The organism is Tumidithrix helvetica PCC 7403 (assembly GCF_965232925.1).
In the GTDB taxonomy this organism is placed as follows: domain Bacteria; phylum Cyanobacteriota; class Cyanobacteriia; order Pseudanabaenales; family Pseudanabaenaceae; genus Tumidithrix; species Tumidithrix helvetica.
Genome location: NZ_CBDDRA010000005.1, coordinates 91855 through 111369, shown reverse-complemented (window position 1 = coordinate 111369; position 19515 = coordinate 91855). Strand labels below are relative to the sequence as shown.

20 protein-coding genes, 1 tRNA gene and 3 pseudogenes are annotated in these 19515 nt (G+C 43.8%); 17 read left to right on the top strand and 7 right to left on the bottom strand.

Features of this window, described 5'->3' with window-relative positions; genetic code table 11:
• Positions 1-83: 83 nt before the first annotated feature.
• On the top strand, positions 84-659 hold the full coding sequence (locus tag ACP2WE_RS06475; RefSeq protein ID WP_425214773.1) for a slr1658 family protein: 576 nt from the start codon (positions 84-86) through the stop codon (positions 657-659).
• Between the two features lie 89 nt (positions 660-748).
• Entirely contained in the window at positions 749-1093 is a 345-nt protein-coding gene (locus ACP2WE_RS06470) for a slr1659 superfamily regulator (protein ID WP_425214772.1), read from the top strand.
• A gap of 567 nt (positions 1094-1660) precedes the next feature.
• Here the strand turns inward: ACP2WE_RS06470 and ACP2WE_RS06465 are convergent.
• Positions 1661-1742 (bottom strand) — tRNA-Leu (locus ACP2WE_RS06465).
• A 102-nt stretch (positions 1743-1844) separates the two neighbouring features.
• On the opposite strand from ACP2WE_RS06465, the gene ACP2WE_RS06460 reads away from it, so the two are divergent.
• The 4 genes from ACP2WE_RS06460 (at position 1845) to hmpF (ending at position 5956) form a co-directional block, all read left to right on the top strand.
• Positions 1845-2675 carry a prohibitin family protein gene (locus ACP2WE_RS06460; protein ID WP_425214771.1) on the top strand — a complete coding sequence of 277 codons (831 nt, stop codon included), beginning with the start codon at positions 1845-1847 and terminating at the stop codon, positions 2673-2675.
• A 32-nt stretch (positions 2676-2707) separates the two neighbouring features.
• Entirely contained in the window at positions 2708-2890 is a 183-nt protein-coding gene (locus ACP2WE_RS06455; protein WP_425214770.1) for a hypothetical protein, read from the top strand.
• Positions 2891-3026: 136 nt separating this feature from the next.
• The gene (locus ACP2WE_RS06450) at positions 3027-4055 is read left to right on the top strand and encodes an ABC transporter permease (protein WP_425214769.1); all 1029 of its coding nucleotides are present in this window, start codon (positions 3027-3029) and stop codon (positions 4053-4055) included.
• 218 nt (positions 4056-4273) lie between these two features.
• A complete protein-coding gene (gene hmpF, locus ACP2WE_RS06445; RefSeq protein WP_425214768.1) occupies positions 4274-5956 on the top strand; it encodes a pilus motility taxis protein HmpF in 1683 nt (560 codons plus the stop codon).
• A gap of 81 nt (positions 5957-6037) precedes the next feature.
• On the opposite strand, the gene ACP2WE_RS06440 is transcribed toward hmpF, so the two are convergent.
• The 3 genes and pseudogenes from ACP2WE_RS06440 to ACP2WE_RS06430 form a co-directional block, all read right to left on the bottom strand.
• Positions 6038-7015: an FTR1 family iron permease gene (locus ACP2WE_RS06440; protein ID WP_425214890.1), complete on the bottom strand. Its 978-nt coding sequence runs from the start codon at positions 7013-7015 to the stop codon at positions 6038-6040.
• 283 nt (positions 7016-7298) lie between these two features.
• A pseudogene (locus ACP2WE_RS06435) lies at positions 7299-7724 on the bottom strand (PIN domain-containing protein).
• Positions 7721-7990 carry a prevent-host-death family protein gene (locus tag ACP2WE_RS06430; RefSeq protein ID WP_425214767.1) on the bottom strand — a complete coding sequence of 90 codons (270 nt, stop codon included), beginning with the start codon at positions 7988-7990 and terminating at the stop codon, positions 7721-7723. Before ACP2WE_RS06430 ends, ACP2WE_RS06435 begins: the two are co-directional and overlap by 4 nt.
• 200 nt (positions 7991-8190) lie before the next feature.
• Here ACP2WE_RS06430 and ACP2WE_RS06425 point away from each other — a divergent pair, with 200 nt between their 5' ends.
• The 5 genes from ACP2WE_RS06425 to ACP2WE_RS06405 all read left to right on the top strand — a co-directional run bounded on the left by ACP2WE_RS06425 (position 8191) and on the right by ACP2WE_RS06405 (position 12598).
• On the top strand, positions 8191-8490 hold the full coding sequence (locus ACP2WE_RS06425) for a hypothetical protein (protein ID WP_425214766.1): 300 nt from the start codon (positions 8191-8193) through the stop codon (positions 8488-8490).
• A 16-nt stretch (positions 8491-8506) separates the two neighbouring features.
• On the top strand, positions 8507-9280 hold the full coding sequence (locus ACP2WE_RS06420; protein ID WP_425214765.1) for a hypothetical protein: 774 nt from the start codon (positions 8507-8509) through the stop codon (positions 9278-9280).
• Positions 9281-9314: 34 nt separating this feature from the next.
• On the top strand, positions 9315-10025 hold the full coding sequence (locus ACP2WE_RS06415; protein WP_425214764.1) for a DUF4230 domain-containing protein: 711 nt from the start codon (positions 9315-9317) through the stop codon (positions 10023-10025).
• A gap of 99 nt (positions 10026-10124) precedes the next feature.
• Entirely contained in the window at positions 10125-10487 is a 363-nt protein-coding gene (locus tag ACP2WE_RS06410) for a hypothetical protein (protein WP_425214763.1), read from the top strand.
• Between the two features lie 8 nt (positions 10488-10495).
• Positions 10496-12598, top strand: coding sequence for a caspase, EACC1-associated type (locus ACP2WE_RS06405; RefSeq protein ID WP_425214762.1), 2103 nt, complete (start codon positions 10496-10498; stop codon positions 12596-12598).
• Between the two features lie 172 nt (positions 12599-12770).
• Here ACP2WE_RS06405 and ACP2WE_RS06400 read toward each other — a convergent pair whose 3' ends face one another.
• Positions 12771-12899, bottom strand: coding sequence for a hypothetical protein (locus ACP2WE_RS06400; protein ID WP_425214761.1), 129 nt, complete (start codon positions 12897-12899; stop codon positions 12771-12773).
• Positions 12900-12989: 90 nt separating this feature from the next.
• Here ACP2WE_RS06400 and ACP2WE_RS06395 point away from each other — a divergent pair, with 90 nt between their 5' ends.
• The gene (locus ACP2WE_RS06395; RefSeq protein ID WP_425214760.1) at positions 12990-13268 is read left to right on the top strand and encodes a hypothetical protein; all 279 of its coding nucleotides are present in this window, start codon (positions 12990-12992) and stop codon (positions 13266-13268) included.
• Positions 13269-13341: 73 nt separating this feature from the next.
• Here ACP2WE_RS06395 and ACP2WE_RS06390 read toward each other — a convergent pair.
• A pseudogene (locus ACP2WE_RS06390) lies at positions 13342-13437 on the bottom strand (transposase-like zinc-binding domain-containing protein); the annotation flags it as partial.
• 81 nt (positions 13438-13518) lie between these two features.
• Positions 13519-13728 (bottom strand): annotated as a pseudogene (locus ACP2WE_RS06385) (TetR/AcrR family transcriptional regulator); the annotation flags it as partial.
• Positions 13729-13804: 76 nt separating this feature from the next.
• Between ACP2WE_RS06385 and ACP2WE_RS06380 the strand changes: the two are divergent.
• The 5 genes from ACP2WE_RS06380 (at position 13805) to ACP2WE_RS06360 (ending at position 19367) form a co-directional block, all read left to right on the top strand.
• Positions 13805-14770 carry a Rieske 2Fe-2S domain-containing protein gene (locus ACP2WE_RS06380; protein WP_425214759.1) on the top strand — a complete coding sequence of 322 codons (966 nt, stop codon included), beginning with the start codon at positions 13805-13807 and terminating at the stop codon, positions 14768-14770.
• Positions 14771-14881: 111 nt separating this feature from the next.
• Positions 14882-15037: a hypothetical protein gene (locus ACP2WE_RS06375; RefSeq protein WP_425214758.1), complete on the top strand. Its 156-nt coding sequence runs from the start codon at positions 14882-14884 to the stop codon at positions 15035-15037.
• A 173-nt stretch (positions 15038-15210) separates the two neighbouring features.
• On the top strand, positions 15211-16164 hold the full coding sequence (locus ACP2WE_RS06370; RefSeq protein WP_425214757.1) for an NAD(P)H-binding protein: 954 nt from the start codon (positions 15211-15213) through the stop codon (positions 16162-16164).
• A 591-nt stretch (positions 16165-16755) separates the two neighbouring features.
• Positions 16756-18057, top strand: a complete 1302-nt coding sequence (locus ACP2WE_RS06365; protein ID WP_425214756.1) for a Sll1247 family protein — start codon at positions 16756-16758, stop codon at positions 18055-18057.
• The gene (locus tag ACP2WE_RS06360) at positions 18057-19367 is read left to right on the top strand and encodes a sensor histidine kinase (RefSeq protein WP_425214755.1); all 1311 of its coding nucleotides are present in this window, start codon (positions 18057-18059) and stop codon (positions 19365-19367) included. The genes ACP2WE_RS06365 and ACP2WE_RS06360 overlap by 1 nt, the downstream gene beginning before the upstream one ends.
• Positions 19368-19515 lie beyond the last annotated feature (148 nt).

Sequence of the window (19515 nt, the reverse complement as noted above, 5' to 3'; positions counted from 1 at the left end):
TATAAAATTGAGCGAAATTATAGTAAACAATACAAAGGTCAATAACAAGCTATGAATAACCGAACAATTCGCTGCATAGAAACATGGTAAAAGTATTTGGAGATTTCTTAGAAAACTTACCCAAACAGACTGAATTTTTAGTTCTTGGATTTTCACCTAGCTCGCTCCCAATCCAAAAAAGATGGCGTAATAACGGTCTGTCCGCCGATTTTTTAGCAGATTACATGACAACTTTTTTCCCTGGCGAGCCAACAAGCACAAAGGGCATCAGCAAGCAATCTGAGATTAAAGGCGTGGTTAGCTACATTGCCAATGAACTACTAGAAAATGCTATGAAGTATAGCGATGACAATGTAGAGCAACCGATTAGCCTCAGTCTTTATCTTTTTAATGACAAGTTAATCTTTTTGTCTGCAAACTGTGTTGTTCTGAGTATGCTCGATCGGTTTCAAGCATTTCTTACGGAGTTAACCACGCACGATCCCTACGAGCTTTATATTCAAAAAGTGGAAAGTATTGCAGAAGAAGACAACCAATCTGGGCTAGGCTATCTGACCTTAATCAATGACTATGGCGCATCGTTGGGCTGGAAGTTTCAAGAAATTCAATCGGAACCTAAAATTGTTACTGTCACTACAATGGTACAGTTGCCACTGTAGGTAGAGCAGTCTTAAAACAAGTTTTTGTTTAAAATTTAGCAATCATCGAGCGAAATATTATTTAAGGTAAAGATAGGAGTTGATGGAGAATGGACATTAAGGGTGAAGACTATCATGTATGGCATGAGGAAGGCGATACCACGATATGTTGTGAAGGCTCCTTAAGATTAGCTGGAACTGAGGAGTATGCTCCGATTGTCAATCTATTGGATAAAGTGATTCATGAAAATCCTGCCAAAATAGTTCTGGATCTAAGGCTTTTGCAGTTTCTCAATAGTTCAGGAATTAATGTTTTATCCAAGTTTGTGATTAAAGTGCGTCAAAATGGAAACATTCACATCATCGTTCAAGGCTCTGAGAATATTCCTTGGCAGGGTAAATCGTTAAAGAATTTACAGCGACTTATGCCTTCTTTAGAACTGGAATGGAGCTGAATGGAATGAAAGACTACGCCTCATAAGGTCAAATTTGGAGTACTAGAGTTAATAATGACAGCTCACCTGATACTTCATGTTGATTCCCTTTCTCCAATAGCTCTGAAGGATGTAAGGTTTTCCCAACATCATGGGAAACAACACCTAACCGAATCCAGTCTGAATCAAATGATATGCCAAGTTTTTGAAACTGTAAAATCAGGGACTCTGCCGCTTCTCCAACTAATTTAACATGCTGAACTAAGCGAGCTGATGCACCTAGATCTTGAAGTAGTTCGTAAGTGCCTTTTCCTCTGTTGTAGGGTTTTCAAGTACTCCCAAATAACGCCAGTTACGTTCGTATAAGCGCAGCATCTCTTCTTAGCTTAGCTCGCGAACTGTAGACTCTTGCCAACGATATAGCTGTGAGAAATGGTAGGTCACTCATTTGCTCAACCCAATTTACAACGCGAAGTTACTGAAAATTATTTTTGAGAAAACAGTTTAACTTTTTTGAGCAAGTCCCTAATATTCTAGTCAGAGAAAAATCTCTCATGTATTATGCGGGATTACTATAGGTGAAATTTATGGGCAGAGAGAGGGTCGAACTCTCACGAATTTCTTCGCCAGATTTTGAGTCTGGTGCGTCTACCAGTTCCGCCATCCGCCCAACTGGAGAGTACTATAATAACAAACTTGGCAACTTCTTACACAAGAAAATGTCATTTTTTTTCAATCTAACTTTGTTGCTCAAAACTCAAACACTTTTGCTATGCGTAGTCAGCTTAATCAAAATCTCATTGTGGCAGCTGGTTTTGTCGTTGCCCTTATCTTTTTATTAGCCTCCGCAGGTCCCCTGGTTGTGGTTGGGGCTGGTTATCGAGGCGTAATCATGAACTTTGGTCAAGTCCAAGACGAGATTCTCAATGAAGGGCTACATTGGCGCGTACCGATCATGACTGAAATCAGGCAAATTAGTGTGAGGGTGCAAAAGACAGATATCTTGTCGCAGGTTGGCTCTAAAGATTTGCAAGAGGTAAAGCTAGATGTCGCGGTTAACTGGCACGTCGATCCTGCCAAAGTCAATAAGGTGTACCAAAGCATTGGCGACGAAGTCCAAGTGGTCAATCGTATTCTTAACCCTGCTGTGGGTGAAATTATTAAAGCCGCCGCTGCCAAAAAGAATGCCGAGGAAATTTTGACCAAACGCCCCGAACTCAAAGCCGAAATTGATGCCAATCTCGACGATCGCCTCAAGGTCTATGGCATCATCCTTGATGGGGTGTCCTTGCTAGATGTGCAATTTACCCGAGAGTTTGCCGATGCAATCGAGCAAAAGCAGGTTGCCGAGCAAGAGGCGCAAAGAGCTGTTTATATTGCCCAAAAAGCAGAGCGGGAAGCTGAAGCTGAGGTCAATCGCGCCAAAGGTCGAGCTGAAGCCCAATCGTTGATCCAATCTACACTGACACCTGAAGTATTAAAAAACAAAGCCTTAGAAGCATGGGATGGCAAATTTCCTTTGATTTATGATGGCTCCCCGCTACCATTTATTAATGTTGATTTGTTGGGGCTGCAAAACAAATCAACACAGTCAAATAAGTAGAATATGAATGAGTTTAAATTGGAGTAAAGTTTATGCCACAACTGATTGGAATTGCGATCCTAGTCGTCTATGTCCTTGGAATCTGGAAGTTTTTGTCAGGCTTCGATCGCACAAACTTCACCCAAAACCGCATCGGACTAGCCCTACTATGGCCCGTGCTTTTCATTATGAATGGCAACTATCGCCGTAATTTTACCAAAGCACTTAAAGGCTAATCCTCAAAAGTCGAGCTTGAAAAGCAAAGTCTGATTTTAATCTGTTCGCGAATTCCTTACGTATACCCTGTGTAAGGGTTATTCTCGGTTTCGTGCGACTGTCATCTCCCTACCTGCTCGATTACTACAAAAACTCATGAATTGGTGGAAAAGGCTTAAAGCAAATCCATTAGCAAAATTTGGCGCGATCGTGTTGATCGTGCTCTATACCTCTGTCATTTTTGCAGACCTAATCGTGCCCTACAAAGCAGAAGAATCGGTCAAATATGCAGCTTTGCTGCCGCCAACCCAAATTTATTGGCAAACCCCACAGGGTGAGTTGATAGGGCCGCATGTCTATCCCACTACACAGGGAACCGTAAATTTAGAAACAGGCGATCGCTCTCTTCTTGTAGATTTCACTAAGCCTTCTAAAATCCTCTTGTTTCAAAATGGACATCTATTTAGCACAAGTGATGCAGGACGTTTAAACCTACTAGGTACCGATGAACAAGGACGCGATCAGCTAACCCGCCTGTTATTTGGCGGACGTTTTAGCCTGTTTATTGGAATTATCGGCACAGCGATCACATTTAGCGTCGGTAGTATCGTTGGGGCTGTTTCGGGCTATTTCGGCGGACTGATCGATACCGTGCTAATGCGCTTGGTTGAGGTTTTAATGTCTGTGCCCTCGATCTACTTGTTGGTGGCGTTGGCTGCGGTTTTACCACCTCAGATCGACAATATGCAGAGATTTGGGCTGATCGTGGCGCTTGTCTCTTTTATTTCATGGGCAGGTTTAGCCCGAGTGATTCGCGGGCAGGTACTCTCGATCAAAGAGCAAGAGTTTATCACCGCTGCCAAAGCTACGGGTGCAAACCCTATGAGAATAATTCTGCGGCATGTATTGCCGCAAACTGCCACCTACTTGATTATTTCAGCAACATTATCGATTCCAAGTTTTATTAGCGCTGAAGCAGTGTTAAGTCTCGTGGGGCTGGGCATTCAACCCCCTGCACCATCATGGGGCAATATGCTATCCTTATCTACCAATGCCTCGATCATTGTGCTTCAGCCTTGGCTGATCTGGGCACCTGCAACATTGATTGTTTTGACTGTTCTGTCTTTCAATCTATTGGGAGATGGTTTGCGCGATGCCCTCGATCCGCAAAACGTGCAGCGATGAGGTAACAGATATTTTGATCGCTGGCAAAATATTTCTCCTGATGATTCGTTAATATAAAATTCCACTCAAATTGGTTTGTATTTTCGCCAACTGGAGATTAATATGACGGTTAATATAAGGCTTATTCATAATGTTTTAATTTAGATAGTCAGCTATAACATGATCGGTTTAAGTGGCAGTCTGAGAGTTACCATCGGAAACATAGGAGAATAAGTAGCGTGCAGTACTTAGCAGAAGTTCAAAAGCAAACGGCAGCTTTTGGGGTAGGAGGGAAAGCAGTAGTTCGTCTGCTGGCACGCAATGCTGGTGAAAATAACTGGCAAACGATTAACAACGAGCAAACCATCCCCATCCAAGATGCCAATCAAGCCAAAGAAGCAAAAGATGGGCAATTAGTCATTGCCGATGTCTCTGCCAGCAATCAATTGCAAAGCTTACAGGATGCTTCTAAACGCATTGTGTCAATTTTGCAAACCTTTTCCCGCGCTCAGGAAAAATATAAATCGGCTGAGGAAGAAGTCGAGCAGTGGAAGCAGTCTTTAAACTTTCAGAGTCAAGAGCTTCACCGCCGCGAAACTGAGCTAGAGGTAAAAGAGCAAGAGTTTGAGCAGCTAGATTTTAAAAAGCAAGAAGTAGACGAAGCACAAGAACAGCTTCGCAAAGAGCGTGAGGAGTTTGAAAAGTGGCGACAACGTTTAGAATCTGAGCAACAACGCCTTGATGCTCAAGCAGCTTCTCTTAACACTGAGCAAGCAGCCCAACTACGGGATTTAGTCAGCAAGTTAATGACCTGTTTGGTTAGCCCTCACGATATTCAAGATAAGATCGCATCCTCTTTGAACGTGATGTACGAACGTCAGGAACTTTTGACAGGGTTTTGGCAAGAGCTAGATACCCAAAAGCAAGAAGCAGAAAAACAGAAAAGCACCTTAACGAAAGCCTCAGAAGAACTAAAAAACCGCAGAAACCAATGGCAGCAGACACAACTTGCTCTGGCTGATGCCCAAGCCGAGCTAAAGGCACAAAGGGGTATCTTAAAGTTGCAAGAAAATAACTTGGCGATCGCGCGGGTTCAGCTAGAGGCACAGACCGAACTTTTTGCCCAAACCAGCCAAATTGTTGAATCTTTAGGTGGCTCTAGTATAGGTATCCTCGACCCCGATGAGGCAAAGCGGCTTGAGGATCTGCCCATCCATGAGCTAGAAGCCTCAATCAATGGTTGGCAAGCTGAATTTGATAAAATGTCGAGCTATTTTAGCGCTCAAGAAGATGAACTGGCTGCTTTAGAGGGAGAAATTGCTGACTTTCAAAGTCAAATTGTTAAAGCCGATCAGTTTGCCCGCATCGAGCTAGAAAGTAACAAAGAGTTTGCTGAAGAGCAGTACAAACTACTTGAAGAAGCGTTGACTGGTCAAAGGCGAAATATTCAAGAAAGACAATCGATCCTGACCCAACAAAAAGCCATCCTTGAGCGTCGTCAGAGCGGACAGAAAATTGAGAGTCCGATCCAAAATTTACTGCCCTTACTCGTTCAAGTTGAGACGCAAAAGACTCGACAAGAACAAGAAATTCAGAAGATGGAAAATCAGATCGAGACGGTAAAGAACTATACACAGCAACAGCAAGAGCTACTGAGCCGTCAGACCCACGAGCATCAACAACTACAGCATGAGATTCAACAAGCCTTCGATCAGTTACAAGAACAAATGCTTGTCACAGGGGAGTTACTCGGCAAGGTAAATACCCAAGAAAAAATCCTCCGCCCCGTGCAAGATGTAATGGATCTCGTGCGTCCTCAGCTAGAGGCAGTTGCTAATGTTTTGAATACATCCGATCCTGCCGCCGATCCGATCGCACTAGCCACCGAGTTGCAAAACGCGATCGCCAGCCTCATGTCGTAAACCTTTAGCTCGATTCAGCGCAGTTCGACTTCGCTCGCTGACCTCTCTTGGCTTAGTGGTCTTAGCTGAGCGGAGTCGAAGCTATAGCTTGACAGGACTAATATCTGCCTGCTTTTCTTTGGCGGTAGTGCTAGGAGGGGTTGGTTTGCTGCCTAAACTTTTCCAATAGAGAGAGCCTGCAATGGTTAAAAAGCTAAGATAGGCGATCGCTTGAACCACATATAGCCTGTCTTTATAGCCAAATAGGGCTTTGAGCAAAACTCCAGGAAATTGGCGCTCGGGTAAAACTTGGCTTGCCTCCCAAAAGGTGGGGCCGAGGATGCAGGAATGAATTTGAGCAGCGCGATCGGAGAAAAAACAAAGGTTGGTAGCAGCAGGTAGTTGCGACCAAGCATCCACCGCCTTGTCAAAATGACCGAGGGCGCTAATCACCAGCCCTGCCACGATCAGTAGCAAGAACATTCCCATCATCTGAAAGAAGGTGCGGATATCGATCTTTACGCCAAATTTGAAGAGCGCCACGGCGATTGCCGTAGCAACGACCAAACCTCCGATTGTGCCCGTAATCGTTGCCGAGATCGGGATCAGTCCTGATTGAAATTTGGCAAAGATAAACAGAACTACCTCGATACCTTCGCGCAAGACTGCGATCGAAATCAGGCTAAAGATTCCCCATCGCGATCCCTTGCCTAAAGAAGTGCTGGAGAGGGTTGTACCAACTGCGCCTTCGATTTCACTTTTCAAGGTTTTGGCATTTTGGGTCATCCACAGCAGCATCCAACTGAGCATGGCGATCGCGACTACACTCAACGTGCCTTCAAACAGTTGCTTAAATAGAGGCGAGTCCTCTATGCCAAAACTTTGCAGCCCCACATTAAATAAAATGCCTAAGCCAAAGCTTGCGGCAATGCCCGTAGCGATTCCCCAGTAGACTTGGGCATTTAATTCTGAACGGTTGGCTTTTTTGAGATAGGCAAGCACAATGCCGACCACGAGGGATGCCTCAACGCCCTCGCGCAGAGCGATCGCAAAAGTTGGTAAGGCGGAACTAATGTCTATAGGTAGGTTCATGATGATTGGTTCTGGGCTGCGATCGCCTCTTTTTCGTAATTGGCTGAGTAGTTATTTGTCAAATTTTACTAACACTTTTGCCCTAGTTCGTTCTGGAGTAATAAGGCATTGGAGTTTACTCTAACCGATCGCACATTTAGGATTGACTTGCATGATTTAAATTCTTATAGGGAAATGAGAATTATTCTCGCGTCCCAGGTAAGGAATTACTTGTCAAGCTCGACGCGTTCGATCGGCGATCGTGAAGATAAACCATCTCTTGCTAATTCGATCAATTACCCAATGCAAGATATATCTCTACGTTTCGAGTATTCCATGTTGCAATGCCAATTCCAAAAAAGTCGCGATCTTCCGTCCAGATTGGACAATTTAACGATAAAGCAAGAGCAACTATTTGCCAGTCTTTGATATCTCGATCTTCTATTCGCCGTTGAGCATCATACTCATATTCGCTATAAATTTCCTGAGCTAATGGTATTACCACTTTTGTCAGATTCTCAATCGCATTCAAGAATGGCTCTAATGGAAGATTCCTTTGTTATAAAATTTTGGGCAAATGGTCGTTCAACTCGTCATAACAACTGGAGGGAGTAGCAAAACTACAGTTAGAACTATACTTCTCTAGTAAATTGGGAACTCGCTCTCCTAACACCGCCCGAACGAGAATATTGGTATCTAGGACAAGTAACTTCCTCATTGTTCCTGTGCACTTTTCCTCTTCGCATCTTGGAAATCAGCTAGTAGTTCATCTTCACTGATACCTTTTGTTTGTAATAATTGTGTGATTTTTTGCACTGCTTCTTGTAAAGCTAGCAAATCTTGTCTTTGGGGTGTGGGTTGTGTAGGGATGTAATAGCCTATGGGCACGCCATGAGAAGTAACAGCTATAGGTTCCGATGTTTGCTTGGTGTATTTGTGTAAATTAGCGCGAAATTCTTTAATTCCGACAGATTGGATTTCCATAGGACGTGGATCGACAAAAAGTGTACACTTCAGTACACAATAACATAAGCGATAAATTATTGGCGATCGCCCACAGGTCAAAATCTCTCACTACAATATTCAACTTACTTGCTGGATTTCAATGCGCTGAAACACTTTGGAACTAATCGAGAATGTTAAAAGTCTGGGGTATTATTAGGCATACGATTTCAGTGCTAATCATGAAAAAATTTGCTTTAGTTCTGCTCACCAGTCCCCTCTTTCTCACATTCATGCTACTGGGAAGTTCTTCCGCTCACGCTGGTCAACTATCTAGCCAGATCGATCCCGCATCTGTTACCTCGATTGTCATCACAAGATCGGCAGATCCTTCCGACTCTCAAGCAGACGATCAAAATACTCTTTTGTACAGCGATCGCGTGGGAGACTTGGCGATCTCTCAGCGGGGCTGTGACTGCTCAGGTTGCCGCAATGTGGTCATGCAAATGGTGGGTCAAAGCAAACTAACATTACCGCAATAACCATAAATGGAAATCTATGAGGCAGAAAAACAGTGTGGGACTTGGCATTTTATCAATTAGCTTGCTAGCAGGATTTGCTGGCATCCTTCAGCCTATCTATGCTGCACCCACTAACCTGCCTCAATTTGAGCAAATCGCCCAAAATTCTAACCCTCAAGATGCCGAGGCGCTATTTCAGCAAGCGCTGCATAAAACCCAAAGGCAAGATTTTCGCGGCGCGATCGCTGCCTTAAAAAAAGCTGCTGCCCTATTCGCTCAAGACAGCAACACCGAACAAGCCTACAAAAGCCAAGCTCTGGCTGAATATTTAACGTGGGACTTAAAAGATACCTCACCACCCAATTGGTACATTGGAGGTAGCTGTCTAGGTGAACCGATTTGTCAGTATATCGTCACCCATGTCGCCCCTAATTTTAGTGGGGACAATTCTAATCAGGGGACTGAGCGAGTCATCAAAAAGAATGATTTTGGTGGCATTCTGATGTTGCTCAAACCCGTGCGCTATCGTCCTACTAGTACGGGTGGGCAAACACCTGTAAACGCAGTTTTAGACGTGCAACTGATTCCGCAACTTTTAGATGAAGAATTTGTCAATACCAGTAGCTGTATGCTCGACGGTAAACCTGATGCTGGGATTGTGGCATTGGTGAAAGTGACTAAGAGCGATCGCGATGCCGATCTATTCAAGCAAATTCGGCAGGCATGGCGACTCAACCTCAAAACTGAGAAAATTGAAACAATCCCCACAACCAATGTTTCCTGTGTGAATCCTTGCCCTGGAGGATGTTAGGCTATGGATACCTTATCCAGCGAGGAGCGCGATCGTGATTGAGCGAGTAGAGAATCAGCAGCCAGCCACCAGTGGCATCAAAACTTTTTTCCATAATGTGACCCTGATGGTGACGGGGGGAATTGGTGTCGCGATCGCGTTATCGCTTGTGGGAATGTGGCACAAGGGAGGGAAGTTTTTTGACGACCTCGGCGCCATGGTGTCGCTGACACAGCCTGCACCCAAGGTGGATGTATCCACGATCGTGATCAGTCAAGTTCGCGGCGCTAGCGATCTGACCACGGCTATTTTTGTGATGGAAGCTGTGGTTCCCACCCAACAGGATTGGACATTGGGAAGTTGGACGGTTGGATCGAGCAAACTGCTGTATGTCGCCTATGGGGAAGTGCGGGCAGGGGTGGATTTATCGAAACTCCAACGGCAAGATGTTGTCGTCCAAGGAGATTCCATTGTGATTCACTTACCACCGCCTAAGATTCTCGATCGCAAGATTGATGTAAATCGTTCGCGGGTCTATAACTACGAGAAGGGCGTGATGGGTTTGGCTCCAGACATCAGCCACAGTTTGCAAACCCTCGCCCAACAGGAGGCGATCGGTAAAATCAGTACGGCAGCTTGCAACAATGGCTTGCTCGAAATGGCTAACGAAAAAGCCGAACTGACGGTGACAAGATTAGTGAGTTTTTCAGGGTATTCTAAGATTACAATTGAAACGCAGCCCCCTGCGAAGGATGCCTGCATCTAAAAATTGCGTATTCCAAAGTAGGGGCAATTCATGAATTGCCCCTACTTTGGGCAAAGAATATTGATTTGAAAATCGCTAGTCTTACCGAAGGAATTGTCGATGATTGCTTTAACCATTACGTTTACCGATCCCGATCTGACGAATGAAGAGCTTGACGAAGAGGTGGTGCGGTTGCTAGGAGACCTGAGCGATCGCAGTGACATCGAAGCCGTAGATCGCGTGCGCGACCCCAACCCACCAAAGGGCAATATGAGTGTTGGTGGCTTTTTGGTGGGAGTATTGAAGGCTGAGGTCAGCGTGGCAAATGCCAAGAAAGTGTTGAGTTTTTTGGGCGATCGCTTGAATAATAAGCCAATCACGCTTGAGGCTGAAGGTAATGGCAAAAAACTAAAGGTTGTTGCCAGCAGCCGCGAAGATTTAGTGTTGGCAGTTCAGCAGGCTAAGGAATTTATTGGTAATTAGTAGGAACTATGGGGCGATACGCGCTACTGGTTGGCAATAGTAACTACACGGCTGGACTCAATCCTTTGCCCAGTGCGGTACGGGATGTGGAAGCGCTGCGAGAAGTTTTGGTAAACCCTGAAGTGGGTGGCTTTGCTGAGTCAGATGTGACGGTTTTAAAGGATGTTGAGAAGGGCGAGATCGAAACAGCGATTCACAACCTATTTGCAAACCGCAAAACGGATGACTTGTTGCTTTTTTATTTTTCTGGACATGGTGTAACTGATAGCCGTAGCGATTTTTATTTCACCGTACTGTCAACGAGCAAGGATGCCTTACCACCCACCGCTATGCCCTCAGACTACGTGCATAAGGCGATGAATCAGAGCAGATCTAAGCGTCAGGTAATAATTTTGGACTGCTGCCATAGTGGAGCGTTTCCAAAGGGAATGCCGATGAAAAATATTGACACTGTGAACGTGTTGCCCAAACTGGGTGGCGAAGGTCGGGCGATTTTGACTGCATCGAGTTCAACCCAATACGCATTTGAGCAAGAAGGATTTGATTTGTCACTCTATACACATTTTTTGGTTGAAGGACTAAAAACTGGGGCAGCCGCAAAGAATGACAATGAGGATATTTCGGTTGAGGACTTGTATGAGTATGTGCGGGATAAGGTTAAAAGCACAAACGATAATATGTCGCCAGAGTTTTATCCAGTCAAAGAAGGACATCGGATTGTATTGGCAAAAGCTGCCCAAGGCGATCCAAAGCTCAAGTTTCGGAAAGAGGCTGAAAAAACAGCTAGTAACAGTAACGGCAGGATTTCCACGTTTGCGAAGAAATCTCTGGATCTGTATAGGATAGAGCTAAAAATTGATCGGTTAGAGGGTGATGAGATAGTTAGAGAAGTTTTACGCCCGTATGTGGAATATGCAAAAAAACTTGAAGAGTACGAACAAGATTTGAAAGACGAGATTGCCCAAGGATTTCCCTTTAGTAAAGTCGTGCTGGATCAGTTAGATAATTATGAAAATCTTCTAGGCTTGCGAGAAGAAGATATCAAAGAAATCAAGCATAGAATTCTCACACCGAAACAAGTTGAATATGAGAGGCAATTGAGGGAAATCCGAACGCAAGAAGTAACAGAATGGGCGAGGCAGCAGCAGAGCATGTCTTCGATGTTAGACCAGTTGAGACAGCAAGCCAAAGAGGAAGAGCGTTTAAAACAGCAGAGTACGTCTACTCAGTTTGAATTTGATATTGTTCAAGTTAAGTTAGACACAAAAATTGTGATTGTCCCGCAACAAGTGCCTGATGGTTTCTTGGGACTTGGTAGAAAATCAGTTGACACAGCGCAAAAGCAAGTAATCGTGTCGTTAGAGCGCAAAAGAGGAAAAGCGGAGTATATTCGTTTAGATTTAGGGAATGGAGTGACCCTTGATTTAGTGAACATCCCCGCAGGGAAATTTATGATGGGAAGTAATGAACATGATAGCGAGAAACCAATTCATGAGGTCACACTTTCATCGTTTTGGATGGGAAAATGTGTCGTGACAAATTCCCAATGGGAAGCGATGATGGGAACCAAGCCATCAGAAAAATATGATGTAAAGTTTCAAGGCAAAAACCAGCCTGTGGTGGGCGTTTTGTGGGATGATTGCAAGGAGTTTTGTAAAAAGCTCTCTGAAAAGACAAAAAAGAATGTAAGGCTACCTAGCGAAGCAGAATGGGAGTATGCTTGTCGGGCTGGAACCACCACACCCTTTCATTTTGGCGAAACGATTACACCTGAGTTGGTAAATTATTATGGCAATCATCCTTATGCTGGTGCGCCAAAAGGTGAATATAGAGAAAAAACTGTCGATGTAGAAAGTTTTAGCCCAAATGCTTGGGGTTTATATCAGATGCATGGTAACGTGTGGGAATGGTGCGAAGATGTGTGGCATGAAAACTATCAAGGCGCACCGACCGATGGTAAATCTTGGCTCAATGGTGGCGATCGATCGAGACGCGCTCTGCGGGGTGGCTCGTGGTGCAACAATGCAATCAATTGTCGTTCGGCGAGTCGCTGCAGGCTCATTTTAGATGTTAGGATCGTCAATTTCGGTTTTCGCGTTGTTGTTTCTTGAGTTCTCTTTTTTGTTTGAGTGTGAGGACTTCTTTTCAATTGAGGTAGGGGCAATCCCCCCGTGGTTGCCCGAACTTACATCGTGATGGGACAATCCACATCAGGGTTTTCCCGATTTACACAAATCATAGATATTCCTAAACCTCGATTTTCTGGCTTTATGACAAATCCTCCTACGGTAAATCAGGTAGGGCGAGCACAGGGGCATCGCCCCTACAGGGGAAATGATAGAATTGCGATCGCGTTCCATTACCAAAACCAGTCGGCATTTTAGGAGAAAGATTGGCTGGCTCAGCCCACATTAAAAATCAATCAAATTTAGACAAGTTCTACAACTCCTGTAATACTTGCGTTAAAATCGAGTTAATCACCTTCGATCGCAATCTCGCTCTATGGTAAACAGCTCTGGCGCGACTACAACCTCTCTCAAATTGCTACTTTATGAAATTGAAGCAACTCCTAGAGAGTATTGGGCAGATTTACTGAGTGCCTTACGTCAGTTTCGGCAGAAAATTCCATCAGCCACCTCACCCGTTGTCAATGCCGAGCAAGCACAAAAAAATCAAGCTGCGATCGCTTTGTTAGATTCTTGGCTTGATGATGACGAAGATACATCTGAACAGCAAATAACTTGGGATTTTTTGAAAACTGCTCTTAACGAAGATCGCTAGATCGACGTCTATTTGCATCCAAATACTAAACCTGATCGGCTTTTTAGGAGAAAGATTGGCTGGCTCATTGCAAGAATTGCCGATCGCAGTCTTTGCAAATATACCGCTGTTTGCCATGACGATGACCATTTTTTGAGATGCGGTTAGAGTTACAGCGAGGGCATATCATTACTTTCATTACCTTGGGATTCTCAATCTGAGGGTTGCTCTCTAAAGAAACAGGCTCGACATGGGGTTGTAAATAGGACACTAACAAGGCTTGCAACTCCTCGTACAGCTTTTGCTGATGCGCTTCATTGCTGCGTAGTGCTTGCAGCAAAACCGTGTTATAGCAATAGTGACAAACCTCAGCCATCAATTCACATTTTTGGGGATTTAATGTGGAGTTGCGCGATCGCAGCAAGTTTGCCATCGTCTCAATCAGTTGACGCACATAGCGATCGCCAAACAGTTGAAACATCTCAGGAGTAATGAAATCATGAATAATATGTCACATTATATTCTACGTTTTTAAACCCATAAATTTGGAGAATGAAATGGAATCAATTCTCGCAGGTGCTCCTTGGTTAATCGCACATCGCTCTATGCTGGGCATAAACCAGCCCCACAAGATTACTTTTCAAGGAAAAGATTACGTACTCTGGCAAAATTCCCAAGGAGAAGTATTTGCCCTCGATAATATCTGTCCGCATATGCAGGCTCCCCTCTCAGATGGCTGGATTTGTCAGGACGGCAATGCGATCGCCTGTCCTTTTCATGCCCTAGAGTTTGACACGCTGGGAAGGCTCTGCGAAGAAGGTAAACCCAACTCCAAATCGGGAGCGAAACCCCTGATTCAGGCTTTAGAGCTAATTGTTTCCAACGATTGCATCTGGACCTATGGAGGATTTGCACCAAAATTACCGATTCCAGAGCTACATCAACGTATTGTCGATAAATTTGAATTTATTGGTGTGGCAGGAGAAAAAAGCATTCAGTCAGATTTTTTGAGTTCCCTCATGGTTAACTATGACTTTAATCACCAAAATGGAACCCATCGCGAACTCTTTAGAATCGTCAAAAACGAGATTCCGCAGTTTGAAGAAAATGGCTATTACACCAAAGTTACCCAAGATCTATACAGAGCCAGCAATAGTCTCAGGGAAATTTTGCGCGACCCTGTTTTGCTCACAGTTCCTAAAGTCTATCGGGGCTATTTGGAATATGCTTTTCCCTCAACGACTGTCTTTGAAACCCAGACAGCGATCGGCAAGGTCGCCCAAGTTCATATTCTCTACCCTGAAACAGCCAATCGAACTAAGACCTTTGTGCTGGCATTTGCGAAATTGAAATATCCCTTCCTAAAAAATCTATTAAAGGAATCCTTTCTTAGGGCAGTTAGTACGGTTGTCGAGCAAGATAGCAATGCTCTTGAAAGCCTTTATCCTAGAGAAAAACCCAAAATTCGACTTCCTAACGAAGAGATTATGTTTTACGCCGAAAAGCTCTATCGCGAATGGTAAGCGAATTCTCTTTAACTACCCAGCATCGTAGGGGCAATTCATGAATTGCCCCTACGATCTCTGGATCCACCATGAATCATTGTAGATAAGAGCAACATTGCCAAAGATTTTATGCTTTGGATCTTTAGCGAGGCAATTTGCGATCGCAGTATTCATATATACGATCCCGATTTTATTGCGATCGTCACCATTCGACCATCTCAGTTTCTAAAGATAAGTCTTAAGTTAGATTCAACTCAAGCATTGCAATCGACGATCCTAAGATGATGCGCTGCGATCGTGCCTCAATTTTCAAGCCCCATCATGCCTTGGGGGATTCTTCCAACCCAGCCATTCTCATGATGAGAATGACTGTCTCACTAGAGCTATTCACACATCTGTTAACCTAATCTGTTAAATTTATATATGTTTACAAACCTTGATTTAATAAAAAAATATTTATGACCTTACTGATCGTTGGTGCCACAGGCACACTTGGTCGCCAAATTACTCGCCATGCGTTAGATCAGGGGCTAAAAGTTAAATGCTTTGTTCGCTATCCTAAAAAAGCTAGCTTTCTCAAAGAGTGGGGAGCCGAGTTGGCAGTTGGTAACCTGACAAAACCAGAGACGATCGCCGCAGCATTAGAAGGCGTAACCGAAATCATTGATGCTGCCACCACAAGAGCTACCGATACCTTACGCATCCGAGAAGTGGACTGGCAAGGTCAAGTCTCTCTGATTCAAGCCGCTGAAAAAGCTGATATCAAACGGTTTATTTTTTTCTCGATCCTCAATGCTGAGAAATATCCCAATGTACCTTTGATGGATATTAAGCATTGCACCGAAAAGTTTTTAGCCCAAACCAATCTCAATTACACCATTCTCAAGCCCTGCGGCTTCTTTCAAAATTTGATCGCAGAGTATGCCATCCCAATTTTAGAAAATCAGACGATCTGGGTAGGCGGTGAATCTTCGCCGATCGCTTACATGAATACCCAAGACATTGCTAAATTTGCCGTGCGCGCCCTTACTCTAGAGCAAGCTGAGCGTGAATCTTTTGCGATCGCTGGCGTTAAAGCTTGGTTGCCCGCAGACATTCTGCGGCAATGCGAGCGTCTATCAGGACGAACAGCTCGGACAGCCCGTATGCCACTGGGATTACTGCGATTTTCCCGCAAAGTTGCCCTTGGGTTTGAATGGGGCTGGAGTTTTGCCGAGCGCATGGCTTATGCCGAAGTTCTCGCGAGTGGCATCCCCTTTACTGCAGAGATGGATCGAACCTGTGAGTTATTTGGGATCGACAAGGATGAATTGACGACTTTAGAGTCTTATTTACAGGAGTACTTTGGTCGCATTCTTAGAAAGCTGAAAGAGCTTGATTACAAAGAACCTACGGTGAAAACAACCTTCTAGTCAGCCTAGAAATAACGACACTCAGATTGAAATATAACTTTTATATAACTTTTTTGCTGTTTTTTGCTAACTTCCAATAACTATTGAGCCATTGCTAAAAGCTCAGGTATATGAATAATGGAGTAGATATAGCAATCAGAAACCATGGTGTCGTTATATATAGTTAGAAATGAGTAATAACACTCAGTATGGTCATCTGATTACAGATACTTGGTAGCTGTTTGTTATTGCTGTAGATTCAGTTTGGCTAGTTCTTAACGTTTCAAAAATAAAAATTGAAACATCTTGCATTACAAATCGTCTGATGTATATCAGCAAATGATGTAAGGCTTTAAGTGAAGTTCTTTCGTTCATGTTTGAAAACACTTCAATATTGTTTGTGTCTCCTAAGTCGCTTACTACCCTAACTGCCTAGTGCCAGAATGTTTTTACTATCTTTTTTGAAGTAATCCATGATGGTGACTTAGCGCAGCCAAAGTATTTACCTTAAAACTTTCGGTCTGCGGGCAGAGTTTTGTTAGCAATTTGGCAAACGCATTCATTCATATTGTGGTAAGAGAACTATGTGAGAGGTAAACTAGCTTGTTTTGGATGGTAGACCAAAAAAATTCTCAAAGTGTTGAGCAAGCTCAGAGACAAATCTACGACTTTTTCTTAGACATTGTTAGACGTTACCGACCAGAAAAAGTCCTAGATGAGTTCAAAAAGTTGTTCATAGACTTTACTGCTGTCAAGTACCTAGGGGTTTTCGAGGCACTCGATCGCATTGTCGTAGCCTATGATGAGAATGAGTTTCATTACACGTTGAAACGATGCTGTTACATCTTGGTCAATAACTGGAGTGTTATCAATAACCAAGCCCCTGTGCAGGCTCTAGTTGACCTATTTATCGATCCGATTCTTGATAAAAAAACGAACTCCCCTAAGCTCAAGACTTTGCGGCTTTGGCTTAAAAACTTTGTCGGTAGTGAAAGCTACCAAACCCTGAAGTTATTTACCTTAAGGCAGGTGAGTGGTGGTTCTTTAAAATGGAGCGATCGCTACACATCCTATTTGCTCATGTATCAATGCGCCGATGCCAATAGCTCAAGCGAACAAAGACAAGTTGCCGATGCATTAGCGCGAAAAATTAGGACTCAGTTTAAGTTTGATCTTGCCATGTATACGTCAAGGCTCAGACCCATGAATAGACCTTGGAGTTCTTGGGAAGATCCTACCAGTCTGGGAAGTAATGTCATCCAGATGGTCAAAACCATGCTCACAAAGCGAGGCAGTTTGAGCTATCGAATTTTTGCAGATAACTTCATCGAAAAAACGAGTAGATTGGATTGCGGTGAGTTTAAGCTTGAACTTTGTGCGTATCTTGGTTTTGAAAAAGACGATCCAGAAATTTCAGAAACCTTTACGGTTAAACTATTTGAAAACTTAGTGGGGTTTCAATGTCAGTATGACGATCAACCCATCAGTCCAGCGCTCATGCTCAGAATTTGTAAGCAGGTGATTAGCTACCTTACCACGCAAGACAAAAAGCAACCCACAGAAATATTTTCAATCTTAATTAATCAAACCAATCCTCTATACTTCGCGATCGTGCTTTTAAAACTTGTCCTGCTCTGTGGGGCTTGCCAATCTTTTCTAGATGTCAGAATTGCCGAACTAATTCGCTATTACAGTCAATATTCGGAAGCGGAATGTCGGTCAGTAATCCGTTTTCTTGATATGCTCAATGTCGCATTTACAATCTACACCGAAGAAATTCGCTATAACTTGGTGTGCATGAATCCCGATCGTAAGGCTAGGGCAAACAAATCAACCACCAGTCTGCCTTTGCTGAGTTTGGGTGAATATCGTATTTTTTCTCAAGTGAGATTGAGCGATCCGATCAACACTTAATGTTTCAAACAACCCGCCGCCGCCTCGCACTTTGGTACAGTATTGTGACCGCAATTCTGCTGCTGCTGTTTGCCAGTGGGTTTTATAGCTATGTGCGTTTTACGTTGGTCGATCGCATCGATGACACGATCGCCCATGTCGCCGAAGTTTTGGAGCGATCGCTGATCAAATCGCAATTGATTGACCTCGAAGACACGCTCAGTCTCAGCCTCAATCGCAATGTGGAAGTTTTAGAGGCAGATCACATAGATATTGAATGGTTCGATCCGCAGGGAAAACTGTTATGGACAACCATGTCTAAAGCAAATTCCCTACCGCTCGATCTCCAAGATTTTCCTTCGCTTCAGCCTTTGTATAGAACCATCTACCCAAGTCCTGCCGAGCCTTTACGCCAACTTACAGATCCGATCGAACTCAGCGATCGTCTCTTAGGATATCTCCGCATTAGCCATCCTTGGTTTGAGTTCACAAAACCGATTCAAGAACTCTTTCTCGAACTCTTGATTGGTACGACCTTGATGGTTGTCGTCGTGGGTGTATGTGGTTGGTGGTTATCAGGCATTGCGATGCAGCCCGTGCGAGATTCCTATCAGCGACTCAAACAGTTTACTGCCGATGCTTCCCATGAATTGCGCAATCCGATCGCCGTGATTCAAACCAATGTTCAAGTGGCGCTTGCTGACCCCAATCCTAGTTGGGAAATTCAACAACATCAGTTAGAAGTCATCGAACGCTTGACGCGCCGTCTTGGGCGATTGCTAGATGACCTTCTGTTTTTGGCAAGACAAGATAGCAGTTCGGCATCAACTAGAAAGGAATCCTGTGTGCTGATGCAGATCCTTCAAGAGGTGTTTGAGGAACAAAGAGTCATTGCCCAAGCGAAACAGGTCGATCTGCAAATGGCTCAAGTAGATTTAGGGGCTGTTGTGGTCGGCGATCGCGATCGACTGGCGCGTTTATTTACCAATCTGGTCAGTAATGCAATTACCTATACGCCCGAAGGTGGTAACGTTCAAATCATCCAGCAAGTACTGCAACCGCAAAATCAAATTCAAATTCAAGTCAAAGATACAGGAATTGGAATTCCTGAAACCGTACTGCCTGAAATTTTTGAACGCTTCTATCGCTATCAACCGCAATCCAATAATAAAGCGAACGCTCAAAACACGAGTGGTGCAGGTCTAGGATTGGCGATCGCGCTTGCTATTGTCGAAAGTCATCAAGGACAGATTCGTGTCGAAAGTACAGTGGGTAAAGGCACAACATTCACGACTGTTCTACCTCTACTAAAATCTAAATTCAAAAGTTAGAGCGTTTAAAATAGCGACAGAGCCATATCAGTTCCCATATATAGAACGCATTTGATATCTTATAAGAAAATTGTCGTTACAAAAACTGCAACTGAGATTGCGAGGCGTGATATCGGTGTCATTGTGTTGAATAAGCACTCAGCTATCA